The sequence below is a fragment of the Ralstonia sp. R-29 genome (genome assembly GCF_049913345.1).
Taxonomy (GTDB): domain Bacteria; phylum Pseudomonadota; class Gammaproteobacteria; order Burkholderiales; family Burkholderiaceae; genus Ralstonia.
The window spans coordinates 1,930,368-1,948,091 of the sequence record NZ_CP184378.1 but is presented as its reverse complement, the minus strand read 5'-3'; the positions used below and the strand labels follow the sequence as shown (position 1 = coordinate 1,948,091).

General features: G+C 64.3%; 12 protein-coding genes. 2 read left to right on the top strand and 10 right to left on the bottom strand.

Features of this window, described 5'->3' with window-relative positions; genetic code table 11:
* Positions 1-11: 11 nt before the first annotated feature.
* Positions 12-1,781, bottom strand: a complete 1,770-nt coding sequence (locus tag ACN9M1_RS25860) for a phospholipase D-like domain-containing protein (RefSeq protein WP_426399714.1) — start codon at positions 1,779-1,781, stop codon at positions 12-14.
* A gap of 271 nt (positions 1,782-2,052) precedes the next feature.
* On the opposite strand from ACN9M1_RS25860, the gene ACN9M1_RS25855 reads away from it, so the two are divergent.
* Positions 2,053-2,367: a hypothetical protein gene (locus ACN9M1_RS25855; RefSeq protein ID WP_426399713.1), complete on the top strand. Its 315-nt coding sequence runs from the start codon at positions 2,053-2,055 to the stop codon at positions 2,365-2,367.
* 70 nt (positions 2,368-2,437) lie between these two features.
* On the opposite strand, the gene ACN9M1_RS25850 is transcribed toward ACN9M1_RS25855, so the two are convergent.
* The 6 genes from ACN9M1_RS25850 to ACN9M1_RS25825 all read right to left on the bottom strand — a co-directional run bounded on the left by ACN9M1_RS25850 (position 2,438) and on the right by ACN9M1_RS25825 (position 9,812).
* On the bottom strand, positions 2,438-3,604 hold the full coding sequence (locus ACN9M1_RS25850) for an enoyl-CoA hydratase/isomerase family protein (protein ID WP_426399712.1): 1,167 nt from the start codon (positions 3,602-3,604) through the stop codon (positions 2,438-2,440).
* Entirely contained in the window at positions 3,601-4,398 is a 798-nt protein-coding gene (locus tag ACN9M1_RS25845; RefSeq protein ID WP_426399711.1) for an enoyl-CoA hydratase, read from the bottom strand. Before ACN9M1_RS25845 ends, ACN9M1_RS25850 begins: the two co-directional genes overlap by 4 nt.
* Positions 4,398-5,291 (bottom strand): 3-hydroxyisobutyrate dehydrogenase, encoded by an 894-nt coding sequence (gene mmsB, locus ACN9M1_RS25840; RefSeq protein WP_426399710.1) that lies wholly within the window; start codon positions 5,289-5,291, stop codon positions 4,398-4,400. Before mmsB ends, ACN9M1_RS25845 begins: the two co-directional genes overlap by 1 nt.
* Before the next feature lie 19 nt (positions 5,292-5,310).
* Positions 5,311-6,858: a CoA-acylating methylmalonate-semialdehyde dehydrogenase gene (locus ACN9M1_RS25835; RefSeq protein ID WP_426399709.1), complete on the bottom strand. Its 1,548-nt coding sequence runs from the start codon at positions 6,856-6,858 to the stop codon at positions 5,311-5,313.
* A gap of 48 nt (positions 6,859-6,906) precedes the next feature.
* Complete coding sequence (locus ACN9M1_RS25830) at positions 6,907-8,610, bottom strand: AMP-binding protein (RefSeq protein WP_426399708.1); 1,704 nt, start codon at positions 8,608-8,610, stop codon at positions 6,907-6,909.
* Between the two features lie 68 nt (positions 8,611-8,678).
* Positions 8,679-9,812 carry an acyl-CoA dehydrogenase gene (locus ACN9M1_RS25825; RefSeq protein ID WP_426399707.1) on the bottom strand — a complete coding sequence of 378 codons (1,134 nt, stop codon included), beginning with the start codon at positions 9,810-9,812 and terminating at the stop codon, positions 8,679-8,681.
* Between the two features lie 196 nt (positions 9,813-10,008).
* On the opposite strand from ACN9M1_RS25825, the gene ACN9M1_RS25820 reads away from it, so the two are divergent.
* Positions 10,009-11,019 carry an AraC family transcriptional regulator gene (locus ACN9M1_RS25820; RefSeq protein WP_426399706.1) on the top strand — a complete coding sequence of 337 codons (1,011 nt, stop codon included), beginning with the start codon at positions 10,009-10,011 and terminating at the stop codon, positions 11,017-11,019.
* Positions 11,020-11,059: 40 nt separating this feature from the next.
* Here ACN9M1_RS25820 and ACN9M1_RS25815 read toward each other — a convergent pair whose 3' ends face one another.
* The 3 genes from ACN9M1_RS25815 to cphA (ACN9M1_RS25805) form a co-directional block, all read right to left on the bottom strand.
* Complete coding sequence (locus ACN9M1_RS25815; protein WP_426399705.1) at positions 11,060-11,674, bottom strand: flavin reductase family protein; 615 nt, start codon at positions 11,672-11,674, stop codon at positions 11,060-11,062.
* A gap of 665 nt (positions 11,675-12,339) precedes the next feature.
* Positions 12,340-14,919: a cyanophycin synthetase gene (gene cphA / locus ACN9M1_RS25810; RefSeq protein ID WP_426399704.1), complete on the bottom strand. Its 2,580-nt coding sequence runs from the start codon at positions 14,917-14,919 to the stop codon at positions 12,340-12,342.
* Between the two features lie 54 nt (positions 14,920-14,973).
* Positions 14,974-17,634, bottom strand: coding sequence for a cyanophycin synthetase (gene cphA / locus ACN9M1_RS25805; RefSeq protein WP_426399703.1), 2,661 nt, complete (start codon positions 17,632-17,634; stop codon positions 14,974-14,976).
* Between the last annotated feature and the right edge of the window lie 90 nt (positions 17,635-17,724).

Below are 17,724 nucleotides of genomic sequence, written 5' to 3'. Positions count from 1 at the left end.
CGCGCTTTCCGTCAAGCGACCGCGACCGCCTTGGTCGTGCCCGATTTCGCAAACAGCGTACGCTCCGTGAACTTGATGTTCTGCGGATCGTAGTACGGGTCCGCCCACGCGCCGGTCGTCTTCAGCACCAGCGGATTGGCCGCCGTGGCCTTCGATTCGCTCGCACGGAAGCGATAGTGATCGAACAGCCGGATAGCCTCGATCGCATACGCCGTAACGATGGCCGGGTCGTAGATGGCGATCAGGCTATCGCCGTTCTGCTCCTCGCCACCCTTCGACAGGTTGGACGACCCGCAAAACACGACCGGCTCATCCCCGTTGAAATCGCACACGACAAACTTGTGATGGATGTGCTGGCCGGTGCCGGCATCTACCTCTTGCTTGAACGGCGCGGGTGCCTCGTCCTTCAGATACGCGAACGAAACGGTTTGCGATGGCACATCACGGCCAAGCGCGAAGGCGCTCACCCCATTGGCCTTGTCGATCACACCCAGTGAGAGCAGCCCGGCCTTCTGCGGCACGATGTGTTCGAGCGTGTCGACCATCTCGCCGCCGCCATCGGTGGCCATCACCGCGAACAGCACGGAAGACAACGCGCCCTTGACCCGGTCCGCCGCTTCAGCGAGCAGCGCGTCGGTCTGATGCGGAGAAAATGCGAAGCGCGCACGCGGCGTGCCGCCCTGCGGCACGGGCTGCCAGTTGGCGGACAACGGATCGGCGCGGAAGGCCGTGGCCACCTTGCGGCTGCCGGCGGAATCCTCACCGTACTGGCCGATCAGGCCCCACATGCGCTCGAACACCTGCGCGTAAAGCTGCGCGGCAGCCTGCTCGAACACCAGCACGCTGTTGGCTTGCACATACAGCCCACGCAGTGAGAAATTGGCCGAGCCGGCCAGCACGCGGACCGGCTTGCCCGCGGCATCGCGCAGCAAGATCGCCTTGTGGTGCTGGAAACGTGCGAGGTGCGTGCGGCGGACTTCCGCGCCGGCCTGCTCGAAGTAGCTCGTAGCCTGCGTCTCGAATGCATCGGGCGTGCCGTGGCCCGTCGGGTGTGCACCAGTGCCGATGTAGTTGTCCTGAATGACGCGCACCTTGCGACCGTTCTGCGCCAGCCACGCGATGGCACGGATGATGTCCGGTTCGTCCAGGTCATAGGCCAGCACGTCGATGCCATAACCATCGGACGCCTTGCACTGGCTGAGCAGATCGATGATGAGGCGGCGGCCGGTGGCCCCCAGGTAGGCGTACTTGTTCTGATACGGCTGGGTGTCATACAACAGCGGCGATTTGGTCAGCGCGCGCTTGTCCGGCGCCAGTGCCGTGTTACCGCCGTAGTGGTCAATGAACGCCTGCGACGACACATAGCCGCGCACCATGCCCACCGTGGCCCAGTCGCTCATCGGCTGCTGCAGCGTCACGTTGATGCTGCGTGTGGCGCGCGTTTCCAGCTGCACGGGGTTGGTGGACGCAAAGTAGCGCGCATGCACGGTGTAGGTATATTGCCCGGCCGCGTGCGGCGGAAAGTGAACCCAGTGAAACGACTGGAACGGCGCGTCGATGGAATCGGCGTACTTGCCAGCCTGCAACGGCGCGTTGGCATGGACGGCCGTATCGAACGTCAGCCGATTGGGTACCCAGTACGGCGCCTGGCCTTGCGGTGTGCACTGGATAGCAAACCCGGCCAAGTCGGCGCGGTCTGCATCGGCCACGTCAAAGGCAAACAGCACCGCGCTGTCGCCCTGATACACCTTCACCTCGAATGAATCGACGGATGTCGCCATGGGGAGCCTCCTGGAGTGGCAAAGCGCATCCGTTTTTTATAGCACCGCGATCGTGACAATGCGCTGACGAAAGCGGGGTATTTTGCAGGTGCCATGCGGGTTGGCGGGCGGTGAATTCAATGTCGTTTCACTCGGATCTGCATAAACGGCATACACGAGAAGCGCGCACCACGTCACCAGTTCACTATCGAGCCGCAGGCTTAGAATGCGCGCGATACCCGCGCCAATGCATGGCAATCCTCACTGCATAGGAAGAACAAACTTGGTCCCGATGTCGACACCCGCGCTTGCCGTGGGGCTTGTGCTGTTGCTGCTCCTGATGCGTTGGCGCCAGCGCGCGGCTTTACGCAAGCGCCGCGAGCAAGCGGAACAGGAGACAAAGCTGTTGGCGTTACTGCTGGATGAAAACCGGTTCACGGATCAGCCAATGGAAACGCTGGTGCGGGCGCTCGGCAGCAACTACGTGTACTCGGGGCTCGACTTCGGCCGGTTTGCGCTGGAGTGGAAGGTGGGAACACTGCGCGTCGTTGCCTGGGGCAAGGAGGCCATCTGTGAATCGGTCAGCGTGGAGCGCGTGGTTTCGTAGACGCGCCACCAATTGAGGCGCCCCGGAAAGCGCATTGGCCTTGAAGCCTCAGATGGCGCATCACATCACTTCAGCGCTGCTGCGAACGCTCCATGTCCCGCAACGGGTGTCCCTCTGCCCGCCAGGGCGACGCCAGAAAATGCCGCACCCGCTCGGGCCGCACCTGCGGCAACGTAGCAGGCGCCCAGCCCGGCCGATGGTCCTTGTCCACCAAGTGGGCGCGTACACCTTCGCAAAAGTCACCTTCCTGAATCCCCCGCGCGACGATGCCCAGTTCCATCTGGAAGCACTCGGCCAGCGAGAGTTGTCTGCCGCGCAGCAGCGCCTCGCGCGTGACGTGCAGCATGGTCGGCGAATGCGAGGTCATCGCATCGAGCGTGGTCTGCAGCCATTGGCGTGGCTCGCGGGCCGGCTCACGCTCCAGGCTCTCGCGCAGCGTGGCGACAATGCGGTCCACCGAGGAGCGCCGATCGAAATAGCGCAGCACCCACGGCATGGCCTGCGCCAGCGGTGCATGGGGAACGATGTTGCAGGGCGGCTCAAACACGCGGCGCAGTGCCTGCATGAGATCACCATCGTGCGGCATGCGTTGCAGGCGGTCTTCAAACGAGGCGAGCCATTCAGCGGGCACGCACACATCGGCCAGGCGGCAATGCAGCGCGTCGGCGCCTGTGAGCGTCACGCCGGTCAGCCCGACATACAACTCCAGCTCGGGCGACATCACGCTTAGGAAATGCGTGGCGCCCACGTCGGGCAGAAAGCCGATGCGCGTCTCAGGCATCGCCATCTTCGTGCGCTCGGTCACCACGCGTAGCCGCGCGGCTTGGCCCAGGCCCATGCCGCCGCCCATGGTGATGCCATCCATCAATGCGACGATGGGCTTGGGAAACTGGTGCAGCGCATAGTCGAGCCGGTATTCGTCGACGAAGAATTGCAACCAGCCATCGTCGCCGTCCATGCGGCCTTGTTGCGCGAGGTGGTAGAGCGAACGCACGTCGCCGCCTGCGCAAAATCCCTTCTGGCCAGCGCCGCGCAACACGAGCGCAACGATACCGTCGTCATGACGGCATTGCTCCAGCAGCACGGCCAGTTGCCGGACCATGTTGTGCGACAGGGCATTCAATGCCGATGGCCGGTTCAACGTGAAGATGGCGACGCGGTTCACCACGCGCATCAGCACTTCGGGCTCGGCGGCCGCCGGCTCCTGGAACGTCGCTTGCATCTGAACTGCGCTCATTGCAGCGTCTCCGATTCGTGGGCGGTGTGCCAGCGCGGTGCGCGCTTCTCCAGGAAGGCGTTCACACCTTCGCGTTGATCCGGGTGGTCGAACAGATCAACAAAGCGCTCGCGCTCCACGGCCAGCGCCGCGCTACGCGGCACGCCATTGCGCGCCTGGTGGATCAATTGCTTGCTGAACGTGACAGCCTGCGGGCTCAACGCCGTCACGCGCTGCGCCATGGCGATGGCGGCTTCGCGTGCGGCGCCGGTTTCCACTACTTCTTCAACGAGGCCGATGCGCAAGGCGGTCTGCGCATCAACACGCTCGCCCGTCAGGATCATGCGCTTGGCCCAACCCTCGCCCACCAGCCATGGCAGGGTCTGCGTGCCACAGCCGCAGCACAGCAGGCCAACAGCGGTTTCGGGCACAGCCAGCTTGGCATGCTGCTCGGCAATGCGGATGTCACATGCCAGCGCGCACTCCAGTCCACCGCCCATCGCAAAGCCGTTGATGGCCGCGATCGCCACGGGGCGCGCATTCTGCAACGCTTCAAAGGCGGCGCCGAAACGTGCAGCAGCCTCGCGTGCAACCTCGCGATCGCCATCGGCAAAGGTGTTGAGGTCAGCGCCAGCGCTGAAGAATTTCGGGCCGTCTCCCGTGATGACGATGGCGCGCACGCGTGCGTCGGCGTTCAGGCGTTCCACGGTGGACTGCAGTTGCAGCAAGCCTTCCGGCGTAAAGGCATTGGCGGGCGGGCGCTTGAGCGTCAGCAGCGCGATGGTGTTGTCGTGCAGAACATCCAGTTCGATCATCACGCCGCTCCGTCTTTTCGATACAGCTTGATGACGGCGGAGAAATCCAGCGCGCCATCGCCCTTGCCGCTCACGGTCTGATAGAGCTGCTGGGCGAGCGCGCCCAAGTAGACCGGCTGCTTGACCGACTTGGCCGCGTCGCCTGCCAGGCCCAGGTCCTTGAGCATGAGGTCCGTGCCGAAACCGCCGGTGTAGCCGCGCGAGGACGGCGCCGTCTCGATCACGCCGGGGAACGGGTTGTACGTGTCCGAGCTCCAGCAACGGCCCGTGGAGGTGTTGATGATGCCGCCCAGCACCTTCGGGTCGATACCCAATGCTTCGCCCAGCGACATGGCTTCGGCCACGCCCGCCATGGTGATGCCCAGCACGAGATTGTTGCAGATCTTCGCGCCCTGGCCGGCACCGGTGTCGCCGCAATGCACGAGGTTTTTGCCCATGGCGCTGAGTACGGGGCGAACTTGCTCGAATGCCGCTGCGCTACCGCCCACCATGAAGGTGAGCGTGCCAGCCGCAGCGCCGCCCGTACCGCCAGAAACCGGCGCATCAACAAAGGTGTTGCCGTGCTCGGCGGCCAACGCGGCAAACGCCTTGGCGCTGGCTGGGTCGATGGTGCTCGAATCGATGATGGGCACGCCCTTGGCAATGCCGGCCAGCACACCGTCTGCGGCCGTCAGCACATGACGCACATGGGCGGCAGCGGGCAGCATGGTGATGACGGTGTCCACACCCGTCACCGCCTCGCGAGGCGACGCCGCAGCGGTGGCACCGGCTTCCACCAGCGCGCCCACCGCCTGCGCGTTCAGGTCAAACACGTTGAGTGCGTGGCCGGCTTTCAGCAGGTTGCGGGCCATCGGGGCGCCCATGTTGCCCAGGCCGATGAATGCGATCTTCATGTCAACGCTCCCGGTGCTATCAGCGCAGGCTGATGGTGGTATTGACGCCGCCGGCATCGACCGCATCGTCAAACCAACGTGCGGTCACGGTCTTCGTTTGCGTGTAGAACTGCACGACCTGTTTTCCGTACGGGCCCAGATCGCCCAGCTTGGAGCCGCGCGAACCCGTAAAGCTGAAGTACGGCACCGGCACCGGAATCGGGATGTTGATACCCACCTGGCCCACGTCGATTTCGCTCTGGAATTTGCGTGCCGCCGCCCCGCTCTGCGTGAACAGGCCGACGCCGTTACCGAACGGGTTGGCGTTGACCAAAGCAATGGCATCGTCCAACGTCGGCGCAGTCAGCACCAGCAGCACCGGCCCAAAGATTTCGTTGGTGTAGATGTCCATGTCGGTCTTCACGTCGGTGAAGATGGTTGGGCCGATGAAGTTGCCGTCTTCATAGCCCTTCACTTGAACGTTGCGACCATCGAGTGCCAGCGTGGCACCCTGCTTCACACCCGATTCGATGAGGCCCAGGATGCGTTGCTTGGCGGCGCGGGAGACAACAGGGCCCACGTCCGTGCCCGGCTCTACGCCCGCGTTCACCTTCAGCTTCTTGGCCTTCTCGATCAGATCGGGCAGCCACTGCTGTGCAGCGCCCACGAGCACGACGACGGAGGTCGCCATGCAGCGCTGGCCCGCCGCGCCAAAGCCCGCGCCAACCAGCGCATTGATGGCCTGCTCGCGGTTGGCATCGGGCAGTACCACGGCGTGGTTTTTCGCGCCCATCATCGATTGCACGCGCTTGCCGTGCTCGCTGCCGAGGCGATACACATGCGTGCCCACCGCCGTGGAGCCGACGAACGAAATCGCCTTCACGTGTTCGTGTGTGCAAAGCGCATCCACCACATCCTTGCCGCCGTGCACGACGTTCAGCACGCCCGGCGGTACACCCGCTTCCAGCGCCAGTTCCACCAGCATCATGGTCGACAGCGGATCCTGCTCCGACGGCTTGAGCACGAACGTGTTGCCGCACACGATGGCCATCGGGAACATCCACAGCGGGATCATGGCGGGAAAGTTGAACGGCGTAATGCCCGCGCACACGCCAATCGGTTGGCGCAGCGTGTAGGTGTCGACCGCACCCGCCACGTTCTCCAGAAACTCGCCCTGCTGCAGCGAGCCCACCGAGCAGGCGTGCTCCACCACCTCCAACCCGCGGAAGATGTCGCCTTCGGCATCGGGCAGCGTCTTGCCCTGCTCAGCCGTGAGCGTGCGGGCGATGCGCGGCGAGTGCTCGCGAATCAGCGCTTGGAACTTGAGCATGATGCGCATGCGCGCACCCACCGGCGTGTTCTTCCACGTGGCGAAGGCAGCGTGTGCGGAGCGGATCGCGGCATCGACCTCGTCCGCCGTGGCAAACGGCACACGTGCCAGCACTTCCTGCGTGGCGGGGTTGACGATGTCACGCCATTCCTTCGACTTGGATTCGACAAACTCGCCGCCGATCAGCAGCTTGACGGTGGGCGGGGTGGCTTGATTAGCAGCGGGTTGAACGGAAGCGAGAGAGGCGACGGCGCTCATGTAGGTCTCCTAGGCGAATCGATGGGGGGGTTCTATGGGGCAGATGGATCAGGCGAAGTCTTCTTCCCAGAACTCCCCCGGCATGCGGGCGGGTTCGGGGGTGCGCTCCAGTTCGAGCCGGCGCAGTTCAACGCGGCGGATCTTTCCTGAGATGGTCTTAGGCAGTTCGCTGAACTGCAGGCGGCGAATGCGCTTGTACGGCGCGAGCTTTTCGCGCGAGAAGAGGAACACGGCGCGTGCCAGTTCGGGGCCAGCCTCGTAGCCCTGCCGTACCGTTACGAAGGCCTTGGGCACCGACAAGCGCAACGGGTCGGAACTCGGCACCACGGCAGCTTCGGCAATGGCCTCGTGTTCGATCAGCACGCTCTCCAGCTCGAAGGGACTCAAGCGATAGTCGGACGACTTGAACACGTCGTCCGTACGGCCCACGTAGACGAAGTAGCCGTCATCACGGCGCATGGCCACGTCGGACGTGTGGTAGTAGCCGTTGCGCATGGCTTCGGCCGTGGCATTGGCGTTGTTGGCATAGCCCTGCATCAGGCCGAGTGGGCGGTGCAAGAGCGGCAGCACGATCTCGCCCTCGCTGGCGGGCTGGTCGTCGTGGTCGACCAGTTCCACGCGGTAGCCCGGCAACGGGCGGCCCACCGAGCCCGGCACCACCGGCTGACCCGGCGTGTTGCCGATCTGGCAGGTGGTCTCGGTTTGCCCGAAGCCATCGCGAATGGTTACACCCCACGCGCTGCGCACGCGCTCGATGATCTCGGGGTTCAACGGCTCGCCCGCGCCGACGATCTCGCGCAGCTTGACGGAGTATGACGCCAGCGGCTCCTGCACCAGCATGCGCCACACCGTGGGCGGCGCGCACAGCGTGGTCACGCCGCAGCGCACCAGCACATCCAGCGTGTCTTTCGGCACGAAGCGCGCGTAGTTGTAGACGAACACGCAGGCCTGCGCATTCCACGGCGCAAAGAAACAGCTCCACGCATGTTTGGCCCACCCCGGCGAGCTGATGTTCCAGTGAATATCGCCCGGTTGGAGGCCAATCCAGTACATGGTCGACAGGTGCCCAACCGGGTAGCTTTGGTGCGTGTGCTCCACCAGTTTGGGCTTGGATGTGGTGCCCGACGTGAAGTACAGCAGCAGCGGGTCGATCGCCTGGGTTGCACCCTCGGGTGTGAACACCGCAGGTGCGCTGTATGCGGCGGATAGGTCAATCCAGCCATCACGCTGCGCGCCAACCGCGATGCGCCGGACGCCCGCATCCACCTTGTCGAACTTGTGCAGCTCGGCCGCATCGACCACCACCGTGGTCGCCCCGCCCAACTCGACACGGTCGCGCACGTCATCCGGCGAGAGCTGCGTGGTGGCCGGCAGCACCACCGCGCCCAGCTTCATTGCGGCCAGCATCACGTCCCACAATTCGACGCGATTCGGCAGCATCAGCAGCAGGCGATCCCCCCGCACGATACCCAGACCGCGCAGGAAGTTCGCCATGCGTGACGAACGTTCAGACATCTGCGCAAACGAGAGCTTTAGCCCTTCGCCTTGCAGGTCATCGACGATCCACAGCGCCGGGTTGTCGTTGCCGCGCGCCATCACGTCAAAGTAGTCGAGCGCCCAGTTGAACGTGTCCAGCTTCGGCCACGCAAACTCGCGATACGCACGGTCGTAGTCGGTGCGATGGCGCAGCAGAAAATCCCGCGCCTCAATAAAACCCGGTGCCCCCGTTGCTGCAGATGCCACTTCGTTCATCGTCGTCTCCTGGTCGGCGCGTGTGCGCTCTCTTGTGTTCGGTCGATGATGCGTGGCACGCCGAACCATCAGACGTGCCGTGCAATCACCATCCGCTGAACTTCGCTGGTGCCTTCGTAGATCTGGGTGATGCGCGCGTCGCGGTAGTGCCGCTCGACGGCGTAGTCGGCCAGGTAGCCGTAACCGCCGTGGATCTGGATGGCGTTGGAGCAGATCTCCTCGGCCAGCTCTGACGCATACAGCTTCGCCTGCGACGCTTCGGACAAGCAGGGCTTGTCTGCACTGCGCAAGCGCGCGGCGTGGTGGACGAGCAACCGTGCTGCGTTGAGGCGCGTGGCCATGTCGGCCAGCATGTTGGCGATGGTCTGATGCTCGCGCAGTGCCTTGCCGAACTGGATACGCTCGTTGGCATAGTTGCGCGCGGCGTCGAATGCGGCCCGCGCAATCCCCACCGCCTGCGCGGCAATGCCGATGCGCCCGCCTTCAAGGTTCGACAGCGCGATCTTCAACCCCTCGCCACGCTCGCCCAGCAGGTTCTCTTCAGGCACAGCGCAATCTTCCAGCGTGATGGGGCACGTGTCTGACGCGCGAATGCCCAGCTTGTGCTCCGGCCGCCCGACATGAAAGCCCGGCGTATCCGTCGGCACGATAAAGGCAGAGATACCGCGCTTGCCGGCTTCAGGGTCGGTCACCGCAAACACGATCGCGAGGTCGGCGCGCGAGCCATTGGTGACGAACTGCTTGTTGCCGTTGAGCACCCACTTGCCGTCGCGCAAGACGGCGCGCGTGCGCAGGTTGTTGGCTTCCGAGCCGGCGTGCGGCTCGGTCAGGCAGAACGCGCCAATCGCGCGGCCCGTGGCAAGGTCCGGCAGGTAGCGTGCCTTCTGCGCCTCGGTACCGAACTTCAGGATCGGCCCGCAGCCGACGGAGTTATGCACGCTCATCATCGTCGCGCACGCGGCGCAGCCGGCGGCCACTTCTTCCAGCGCGAGCGCGTAGGCCACATAGTCGGTGTACGAGCCGCCCAACTCTGGCGGCACGATCATGCCGAGCAAGCCCAGCTCGCCCATCTCGCGGACCACGTCATCCGGCAACTCGGCATCGCGGTCCCACTGCGCGGCGTGAGGCGCCAGGCGCTCGGTGGCAAAGTCGCGTGCAGCGTCGTGGATCATCCGCTGCTCTTCGGTATAGAAATCGTCCATCGTTTGGCTCTGACTTGTCGGCTGCACAACGCCACAGAGTGCTGCGCAGGCGAGCGCTTTACACTTGTAGCCTTGCGGCACGTTGATTCGATGGGGAAAAAGTGTAGGCACGCGGCCACCCGGCTTCGATGCCCGCGACGATCAACTTGCGTGAGCGCATTTGCCATGTCGGGACATGGCGCCTCTTGCTACGACGATGAAGAACAACGAAAAGGGAACCGTCTCCGTCAGCCTCGTCAACGAGGCGCTCAGCCGCGCGCAGGCTGCCGGGCTGGACGTGCAGCCGATCATTGCGGCCGCAGGCATCGCTCCGCAGGTGCTGGCCTCGCCCAGGAGCCGCGTGTCATCCACCCAATACGGCACGCTGTGGGCCGGCATCGCGCAGGCCATGGACGACGAGTTCTTCGGGCAGGATTCGCACCCGATGCGCTGGGGCAGCTTTGTGGCGATGACGCAGGCCGGACTCACCGCGCGCACCGGCCGGCAAGCGCTGCAGCGCGCTACGGGGTTTCTACGCCTGGTGCTGGATGATCTGCACGTGCGGATTGAGGAAAGCGCAGAGCACGTACGCCTGGTCTTCGTGCACCGCAAGGGCACGCGCGTGCCCCCCATGTTCACCTATGCCACGTGGCTCATCATGGTGTACGGGCTGACGTGCTGGCTGGTCGGACGACGCATTCCGTTCATCGCCGCGCGCTTTCGGTGCGCAACGCCACCCGATGCGCAGGAATACCGCCTGATGTTCTGCGACGACATGGCGTTCAAGCAAGCGGCGTCGTACGTCGATCTCTCCCCCGCCTTTCTGGACTTGCCGGTGGTGCAGACGGCTTCGTCAATCAAATCCTTCCTGCGCGATGCGCCGGGCAGCTTCATCGTCAAATACCGCAACCCCGATTCATTCGCGGCGCGCGTGCGCAAGACGCTGCGCAACCTGCCGGTGGCAAGCTGGCCCGCCTCCGATGCCATGGCGCTCAAGCTGAACGTGGCCGAAGCCACCATGCGGCGACGCCTCAAGCAGGAAGGCCACACCTATCAGTCGATCAAGGACGATCTGCGGCGCGACATTGCCATCAGCGCACTGCAGGACACGCGCCGCACCATTGCGGATATTGCCGCCGCGGTTGGCTTTGCAGAGCCCAGCGCGTTTCACCGCGCGTTCCGCAAGTGGACGGGCATGCGGCCGACGGATTACCGGTCGAAAGACTGAGGCTCAAGCGGCAAGCGCTCGTCCTCGCAGCCCTCGGCAATCAAGGTTGCTTGGCCTCGACTTCAAATGCTTCGCCCGTCGCGAAGAATGCACCGCCCGAAAGGTAATGCACGGTCTTGCTGTCGGCATCGGGAAAATGCCACCACCCGTGGCTGAACAGCGCAGGATCAGCCCATGCAGTTGTCACCTCGCCGATGAAGAGGTCATAACGCTTCTGGTTGTGCGGCTCAGGGATGACGCGGCATTCGAGCCATGCTGCGCAACCGGCCACCAGCGGTACGTCGATCGTGCGGGCCGACATGGTAGCAAGGCCCAACGCATCGAACTTGTCGCCGTCACGGCCGGAGAGCGTACCGACGGTGAGGGTCGTCTGCGCAATCGCGCGGGTGGGAATGTTCAGGGCGAACACACCGGAGGCTTCGATCAACTCACGGGTGAGCGTGCGGCTGTCGACCACCACCAGCACCTTGGGCGGATCAAAATCCAGCGGCATCGCCCACGCAGCGGCCATGACGTTGCGTACGCCGTTGTGGGCGCTGCTGACGAGCGTGGTGGGGCCGTGGTTGAGGAGGCGGTAGGACTTTGCCAGCTCGACTGGGGCTAGCGTGGGGGTGTTGGGCATGATGGTGGGGCGTTGGATGGGAGGAGTCATCATAGGCCAGGGGGCGCCTCTCTTGTTTTAGGGTCTTGGTGGTCCATCCCCCTTTCACCCCCTGCCGGGGGCGACTCACTTTCTTTGTCTTGCCAAAGAAAGTAAGCAAAGAAAGGCGCGCCCGAGATGGCGACCCATCCCTTGAATTTTCGTAACCGGGCGGAGATGGGAAAACTCGCTTCGCTCAGACAGTTCCCCATCTTTTTTCCGCCCGCTTACAAAAATTCAAGGCGCCATCAAGGGCAGGAACGTCAAAGGCCAAACCAACGCGAAGAAAAGGCAAGCGCCAAGACCAATGCAATCCATTGTCCGCGTCGCGCGAGATGCGGGCATGCGAGACGGAGTGGCGAGCGCGCAAAAGATTGTTTGCTGTTCCCCTGCCCTATGCGGCGCCTTGAATTTCTGTTGCAAGGAGGAAAAAGGAAGGGAAACTGTCTGAGCGCAGCGAGTTTTTCCCTTCCCCTCCTTGCGACATAAATTCAAGGAGGGGGTCGCCGCATCGGGCCCGCCTTTCTTTGCTTACTTTCTTTGGCAAGACAAAGAAAGTGAGTCGCCCCCGGCAGGGGGTGAAAGGGGGATGGACCACCAAGGCCCGCCCCAGCAGGGGACAAAACAGGGGATGCCCCACAAAAACAAAACCCCGGCGATCACTCAACCGGGGTTCTAACTTACTCGGCAACGCGCTTAGCAATATGCTCCAACGCCTCCTCCACCTGATCAATCAAGATCAAGCAAAGGTCGCCCGGTTGCAGGCGAGCCAACGCAGTATCAATGGCCAGAAACTCGCCACGGATCTCTTCAACGTGCGTCGTGCGCTGAGCCCCCTGCAGCCCTTCGCGCAGCAGCGCCAGCACCTCGCCATCTGCACGCCCACGCTGGCACTGGTCTTCATACAGCACCACGTCATCAAACACGCCGCCAAGAATCTGCGTCTGCCGGCGGATGTCTTCGTCGCGGCGGTCGCCGGCACCGCTGATGACCACTGAGCGGCGCTTGGCCGGCATGCTCACCACGGCGTTGCACAACGCCTGGATGGCGTCGGGGTTATGCCCGTAATCGGCGATGAGCGTGGCGCCCTTGTAGTCGAATACGTTGAAGCGGCCCGGCGCCGTGGCGGCGTCATTCACAAACGTCGCCAGCCCACGGCGGATGATCGCCCAATCAATGCCGAGCGCCCACGCGGCAGCAATCGACGACATGGCGTTTTCCACCTGGAAGCCGATCGTGCCGTTGCGCGTGAGTGGAATGTCGGCCAGTGCAATGCGTGTCTCGCGCGTTTCCGCGTTGCAGCCTTCGGTGGCCACGATGTCGGCGCCGTCGACAAACACCACGCGCTTACCCTGCGCACGGTGCAGCGCCATGGTCGGCAGGCTGACGTCTTGCGCAAAGAAGGTGACCGAACCGGGGCAGCCCTCCGCCATGCGCGCAACCATGGGGTCGGCGGCGTTCAGCACGGCCATACCGCGCGGCGCGACGTTCTGCACGATCACGCTCTTGAGCACGGCCAAGTCTTCGACCGTGCTGATGTAGTTCAGGCCCAAGTGGTCGCCTTCACCCACGTTGGTGACGACGGCGACATCGCAGCGGTCGAAGGCGAGACCCTCGCGCAGCAAGCCGCCGCGTGCGGTTTCAAACACGGCCGCATCCACGTCCGGGTGCAGCAGCACGTTGCGGGCGCTGCGCGGGCCACTGCAATCGCCGGTGTCGATGCGCTGGCCCTGGATGTACACGCCATCCGTGCCCGTCATGCCCATGCGCAGGCCACTTGTCGCCAGCAGATGGGTGATCAGACGCACGGTCGTCGTCTTACCGTTGGTGCCGGAAACGGCCACCACGGGGATACGGCCATCGTCGCCGTCCGCAAACATGGTCGAGATGATGGCCTCGCCCACCGCCCGACCCTTGCCGTACGAGGGCTGCAGGTGCATGCGCAGCCCCGGCGCCGCGTTGACTTCCACAATGCCGCCAGCCTGCTCTTCGAATGGCTTGAGCATCGTTTCGCACACCGCGTCCACACCGCAGATGTCGAGGCCGACCATCTGTGCGGCAGCCACGGCGCGCGCGGCAATGGCGGGGTGGACGTCGTCGGTCACGTCGGTGGCGCTGCCGCCAGTGGAGAGGTTGGCGTTATTGCGCAATACCACGCGCGTGCCCTTTGGCGGCACGGCGTCGGCGCTCAGGTTCTGCTTGGCCAGCGTCGCCAGTGCGATGTCGTCAAAGCGGATCTTCGTGAGCGACGTGGCATGCCCTTCGCCACGGCGCGGGTCACGGTTCACTTCATCGACAAGCTCACGCACCGTGTGCTTGCCGTCGCCAATCACTTGGGGCGGATCGCGCCGCGCGGCGGCCACCAGGTGCTTGCCCACCACGAGCAGACGGAAATCATGGCCGGGGATGTAGCGCTCGACGAGCACGTCCGACGAAATCTCGGCCGCCACTTCGTAGGCCGTCATCACCTCTTCTTTCGTGCGGATACGCACGGCCACGCCCTTGCCCTGGTTGCCATCGCGCGGCTTGACCACGACCGGGCCGTGAATTTCCTGTGCGGCTTCCCAGGCCTCTTCGGCGCTGCCCACCGAGCGGCCCAGCGGCACCGGCACACCCGCCGCATGCAGCAGCGTCTTAGTCAGTTCCTTGTCCTGCGCAATCGATTCCGCCACAGCGCTGGTCATGTCGGTCTCGGCGGCCTGGATGCGGCGCTGCTTGCTGCCCCAGCCAAACTGCACCATCGAACCCTGCGTCAGCCGGCGATACGGAATGCCGCGCGCCACCGCGGCGTAGACGATGGAACCGGTGCTCGGTCCCAGGCGCACGTCTTCATCCAGATCGCGCAGGCGGTGCAGCGCGTCGTCCAGATCGAACGGCTGGTCGTCACGCGCGGCAAGGCACAGTTGGCCGGCTAGCTCGAACGCCAGTCGCCCGACTTCCTCTTCGGTGTATTCGACCACCACCTGATACGTGCCCGGCTCCAGCGTCGGCTCGGTATGACTGAAGGTGACCGGGCAACCGGCGGCGGCCTGCAGCCCCAGCGCGGCGGCTTCCAGCGCGTGCGCCATCGACGGCGCATCGGCTTCGTCATCCGGGCGCAGCGGGCCAATGGCCGGAAAACGCGCGCGCAGGCGGTCTTCAAAGCCCGGCAGCTCGGCCAGCAGAAGCGATTGGTCCGAGCAGGCCACGATGGCCTCAATCGCCGTGTGTCGACACCAGAGGTTCGGACCGCGCAAGGCCCGGATACGAGAGACTTCCATGCAATCAGGTTTCCGTTGTGCTTTGGGCTTTCTTTGTGACGTCAGGTCTGGTCATCAGGTCTGGGATTGAGCGCGGCCCATCCACTGGTGGACTTGCTCGACGGTGCCCTCGATCGCGCATTCGTCGCATTGCAGGACGAGCAGATCGCCGGCCTTGAGCTGCGACAGCGCCGCCGCCACCACCTCCTGGCGCTTACCCCCCTCCACAACAACCTCAGCGACGCGACCGCCTTCTTCCAGCCCCTGCTTGAGCAGTGCACGCGCCTGCCGATCGAAGCCGGCATCGGTGCGCTTGACGCTCACGTCCTCACACAGCAGCACGCGGTCGAACGCCTTGCCGATCACCGCGCCCTGCGCCACCAAGTCTTCATCGCGGCGTTGCAGGCCAGCGCCAAACACCAAGGTCCGGCGCTCAGCCGGGAAGTTGTCCAGCGCCGCAACCAGCGCTTCGAGCGCTGCTGCGTTGTGCGCGTCGTCCACGACGATCGTCGCGCCGTTGTGCTGGATGAGCGTGAAGCGGCCCGGCACATCGACCTGGCCCACGTCGAACGTGACGATGCCAGCGCGAATGAGATCGTTGGAAATGCCCAGCGCCCAGCCGGTGGCCACAGCGGCCAGCACGTTCTCAATCTGGAACGGCACGCGCCCAGCGTAAGCCAGCGGAATCGCCGAGAGATCGGCCAGTGGGACTTCTGTCTGGCCAGTGGCGAGCACCACCTTGCCCTCGCGCACGAACACGGCGCGTTTGCCTTGTGCACGGTGCGCGACGATGGCCGGCAGATCGCCCGACAGCGCGAAGAAGATCACATCGCCATCGCACAGCTCAGCCATTTCAACGAGACGCGCGTCGGCGGCATTGAGCACGCCCACGCCGGTCTTCAGCACAACGTCAATCTGCGTGCGCAGGACGCTGTACATCCGGTCTTCGTCTTCGATGTAGAAGTCGCCGAGGTGATCTGGCTTGCTGAAGTTGGTGACCACGCCGACTTGGCAACGGTCATACGGCAAGCCCTGCGAGAGCATCATGCCGCTGTCGTTCTCGAACACGGCGGCTTCTACAGCACGGTTCATCAGAATGCGGTGGCAGGCGTCCCATGCTGCACGGTCAGTGCGCGCGCCGGGTTCCACCTGGCGGCGGTCCAGGTACAGGCCGTCGCTGCAGCCAAGGCCCGTGTGCTTGCCCGAAAGCTGCAGCAGATGCGCCACCAGCTTGGCCACCACGGTCTTGCCGTTGGTGCCCGTGATACCGACGATGGGAATGCGGCCGTCCTCGTCCACGCCGTCCTTCCCGGCAAACAGGTGATCGACAATCGCGCGGCCAACGGGGCGCGGTTCGCCCTGCGCCGGGCGGATGTGCATCAACAGGCCCGGCCCGGCATTGACTTCCACGATGGCGCCGCGCTGTGCGTCGAGCGGGCGCGAAATGTCTTCAGCCACCAGGTCCACGCCAGCAATGTCGAGCCCAACCACACGTGCCGCCAACGCCGCATGCGCGGCCACGCTCGGGTGCACCCGATCCGTCACGTCGAATGCCACGTTGCCATTACGCTGGATCAGCACGCTGCGGCCCACCGGCGGCACGGCGTTGCCATCGGCATAGCCCTGACGCTTGAGTTCGAGCTGCGCGGCGGAATCCAGGCGTACCGGGTTCAGCGGATGCTCTTCGGTATTGCCACGGCGCGGGTCGGCGTTGATCTGCGATTCGATCAGTTGCTCGATGGTGGACGTGCCATCGCCGACGACGGATGCGGACTCGCCCATAGCCGCTGCAGCCACGCGGCCACCCACAACCAACAGGCGATGCTCATTGCCGGAGACGAAGCGCTCGACGATCACGCCGTTGCCTTCTTCAATGGCCACGGCGTACGCGGTTTCCACTTCCTCGCGCGTCATCAGGTTGGTGAACACGCCACGGCCGTGGTTGCCGTCGTACGGCTTGACCACCACGGGCACGCCGATGTCTTCGGCGGCGTCCCAGGCGTCTTCAGCGCTATCGACCATGCGCCCTTCCGGCACCGGCACGCCGCATGATTGCAGCAGGCTCTTGGTCAGGTCCTTGTCGCGCGAAATCGATTCGGCAATGGCGCTGGTGCGGTCCGTCTCGGCCGTCCAGATGCGGCGCTGGCGGGCGCCGTAGCCGAGTTGCACGAGGTTGCCGTCGGACAGGCGGATCGACGGAATGCCACGCTCCGTAGCGGCGTCGACGATGCATGCCGTGCTGGGGCCGAGGCAGTGCTCCTCCACCAGGTCGCGCAGGCGTTCGACGGTCGCGTCCACATCGTAAGGGCGGTCTTCGATGGCCGCCATGACGAGGTCACGCGCGGCAAACAGTGCGGCGCGCGTCACGTCTTCGTGCCAGGCACGCACGATCACTTTGTAGACGCCGCGGATGGGGGTCTCGCGTGCCTTGCCGAAACCGCCGGGCATGCCGGCCAGGTTCTGCAACTCAAGCGTGATGTGTTCCAGGATGTGGCCGGGCCACGTGCCTTCCTTCAAGCGCATCAGAAAGCCGCCGCGCACACCGGGGCTGCAGCGGTGCTCGATCAGCGTTGGCAGCCACGTCGACAGGCGCTCGTAGAACCCCGGAATCGTGTTGGAAGGGAAATCCTCCAGTTCACCGATGTCGACCCATGCCTCCAGCACTGGCCGATATGTCCACATATTCGGGCCGCGCAGCGACATGACATCGAGAATCTCAATGTCCTTCTTCTTCATTGAATTTGCTTGGAAAGCAGGGGGCGATGTACCCGTGAATTGGCCCGTGAAATCGAACCGTTACCTTTCAATAACGTTACAACGGCTTCG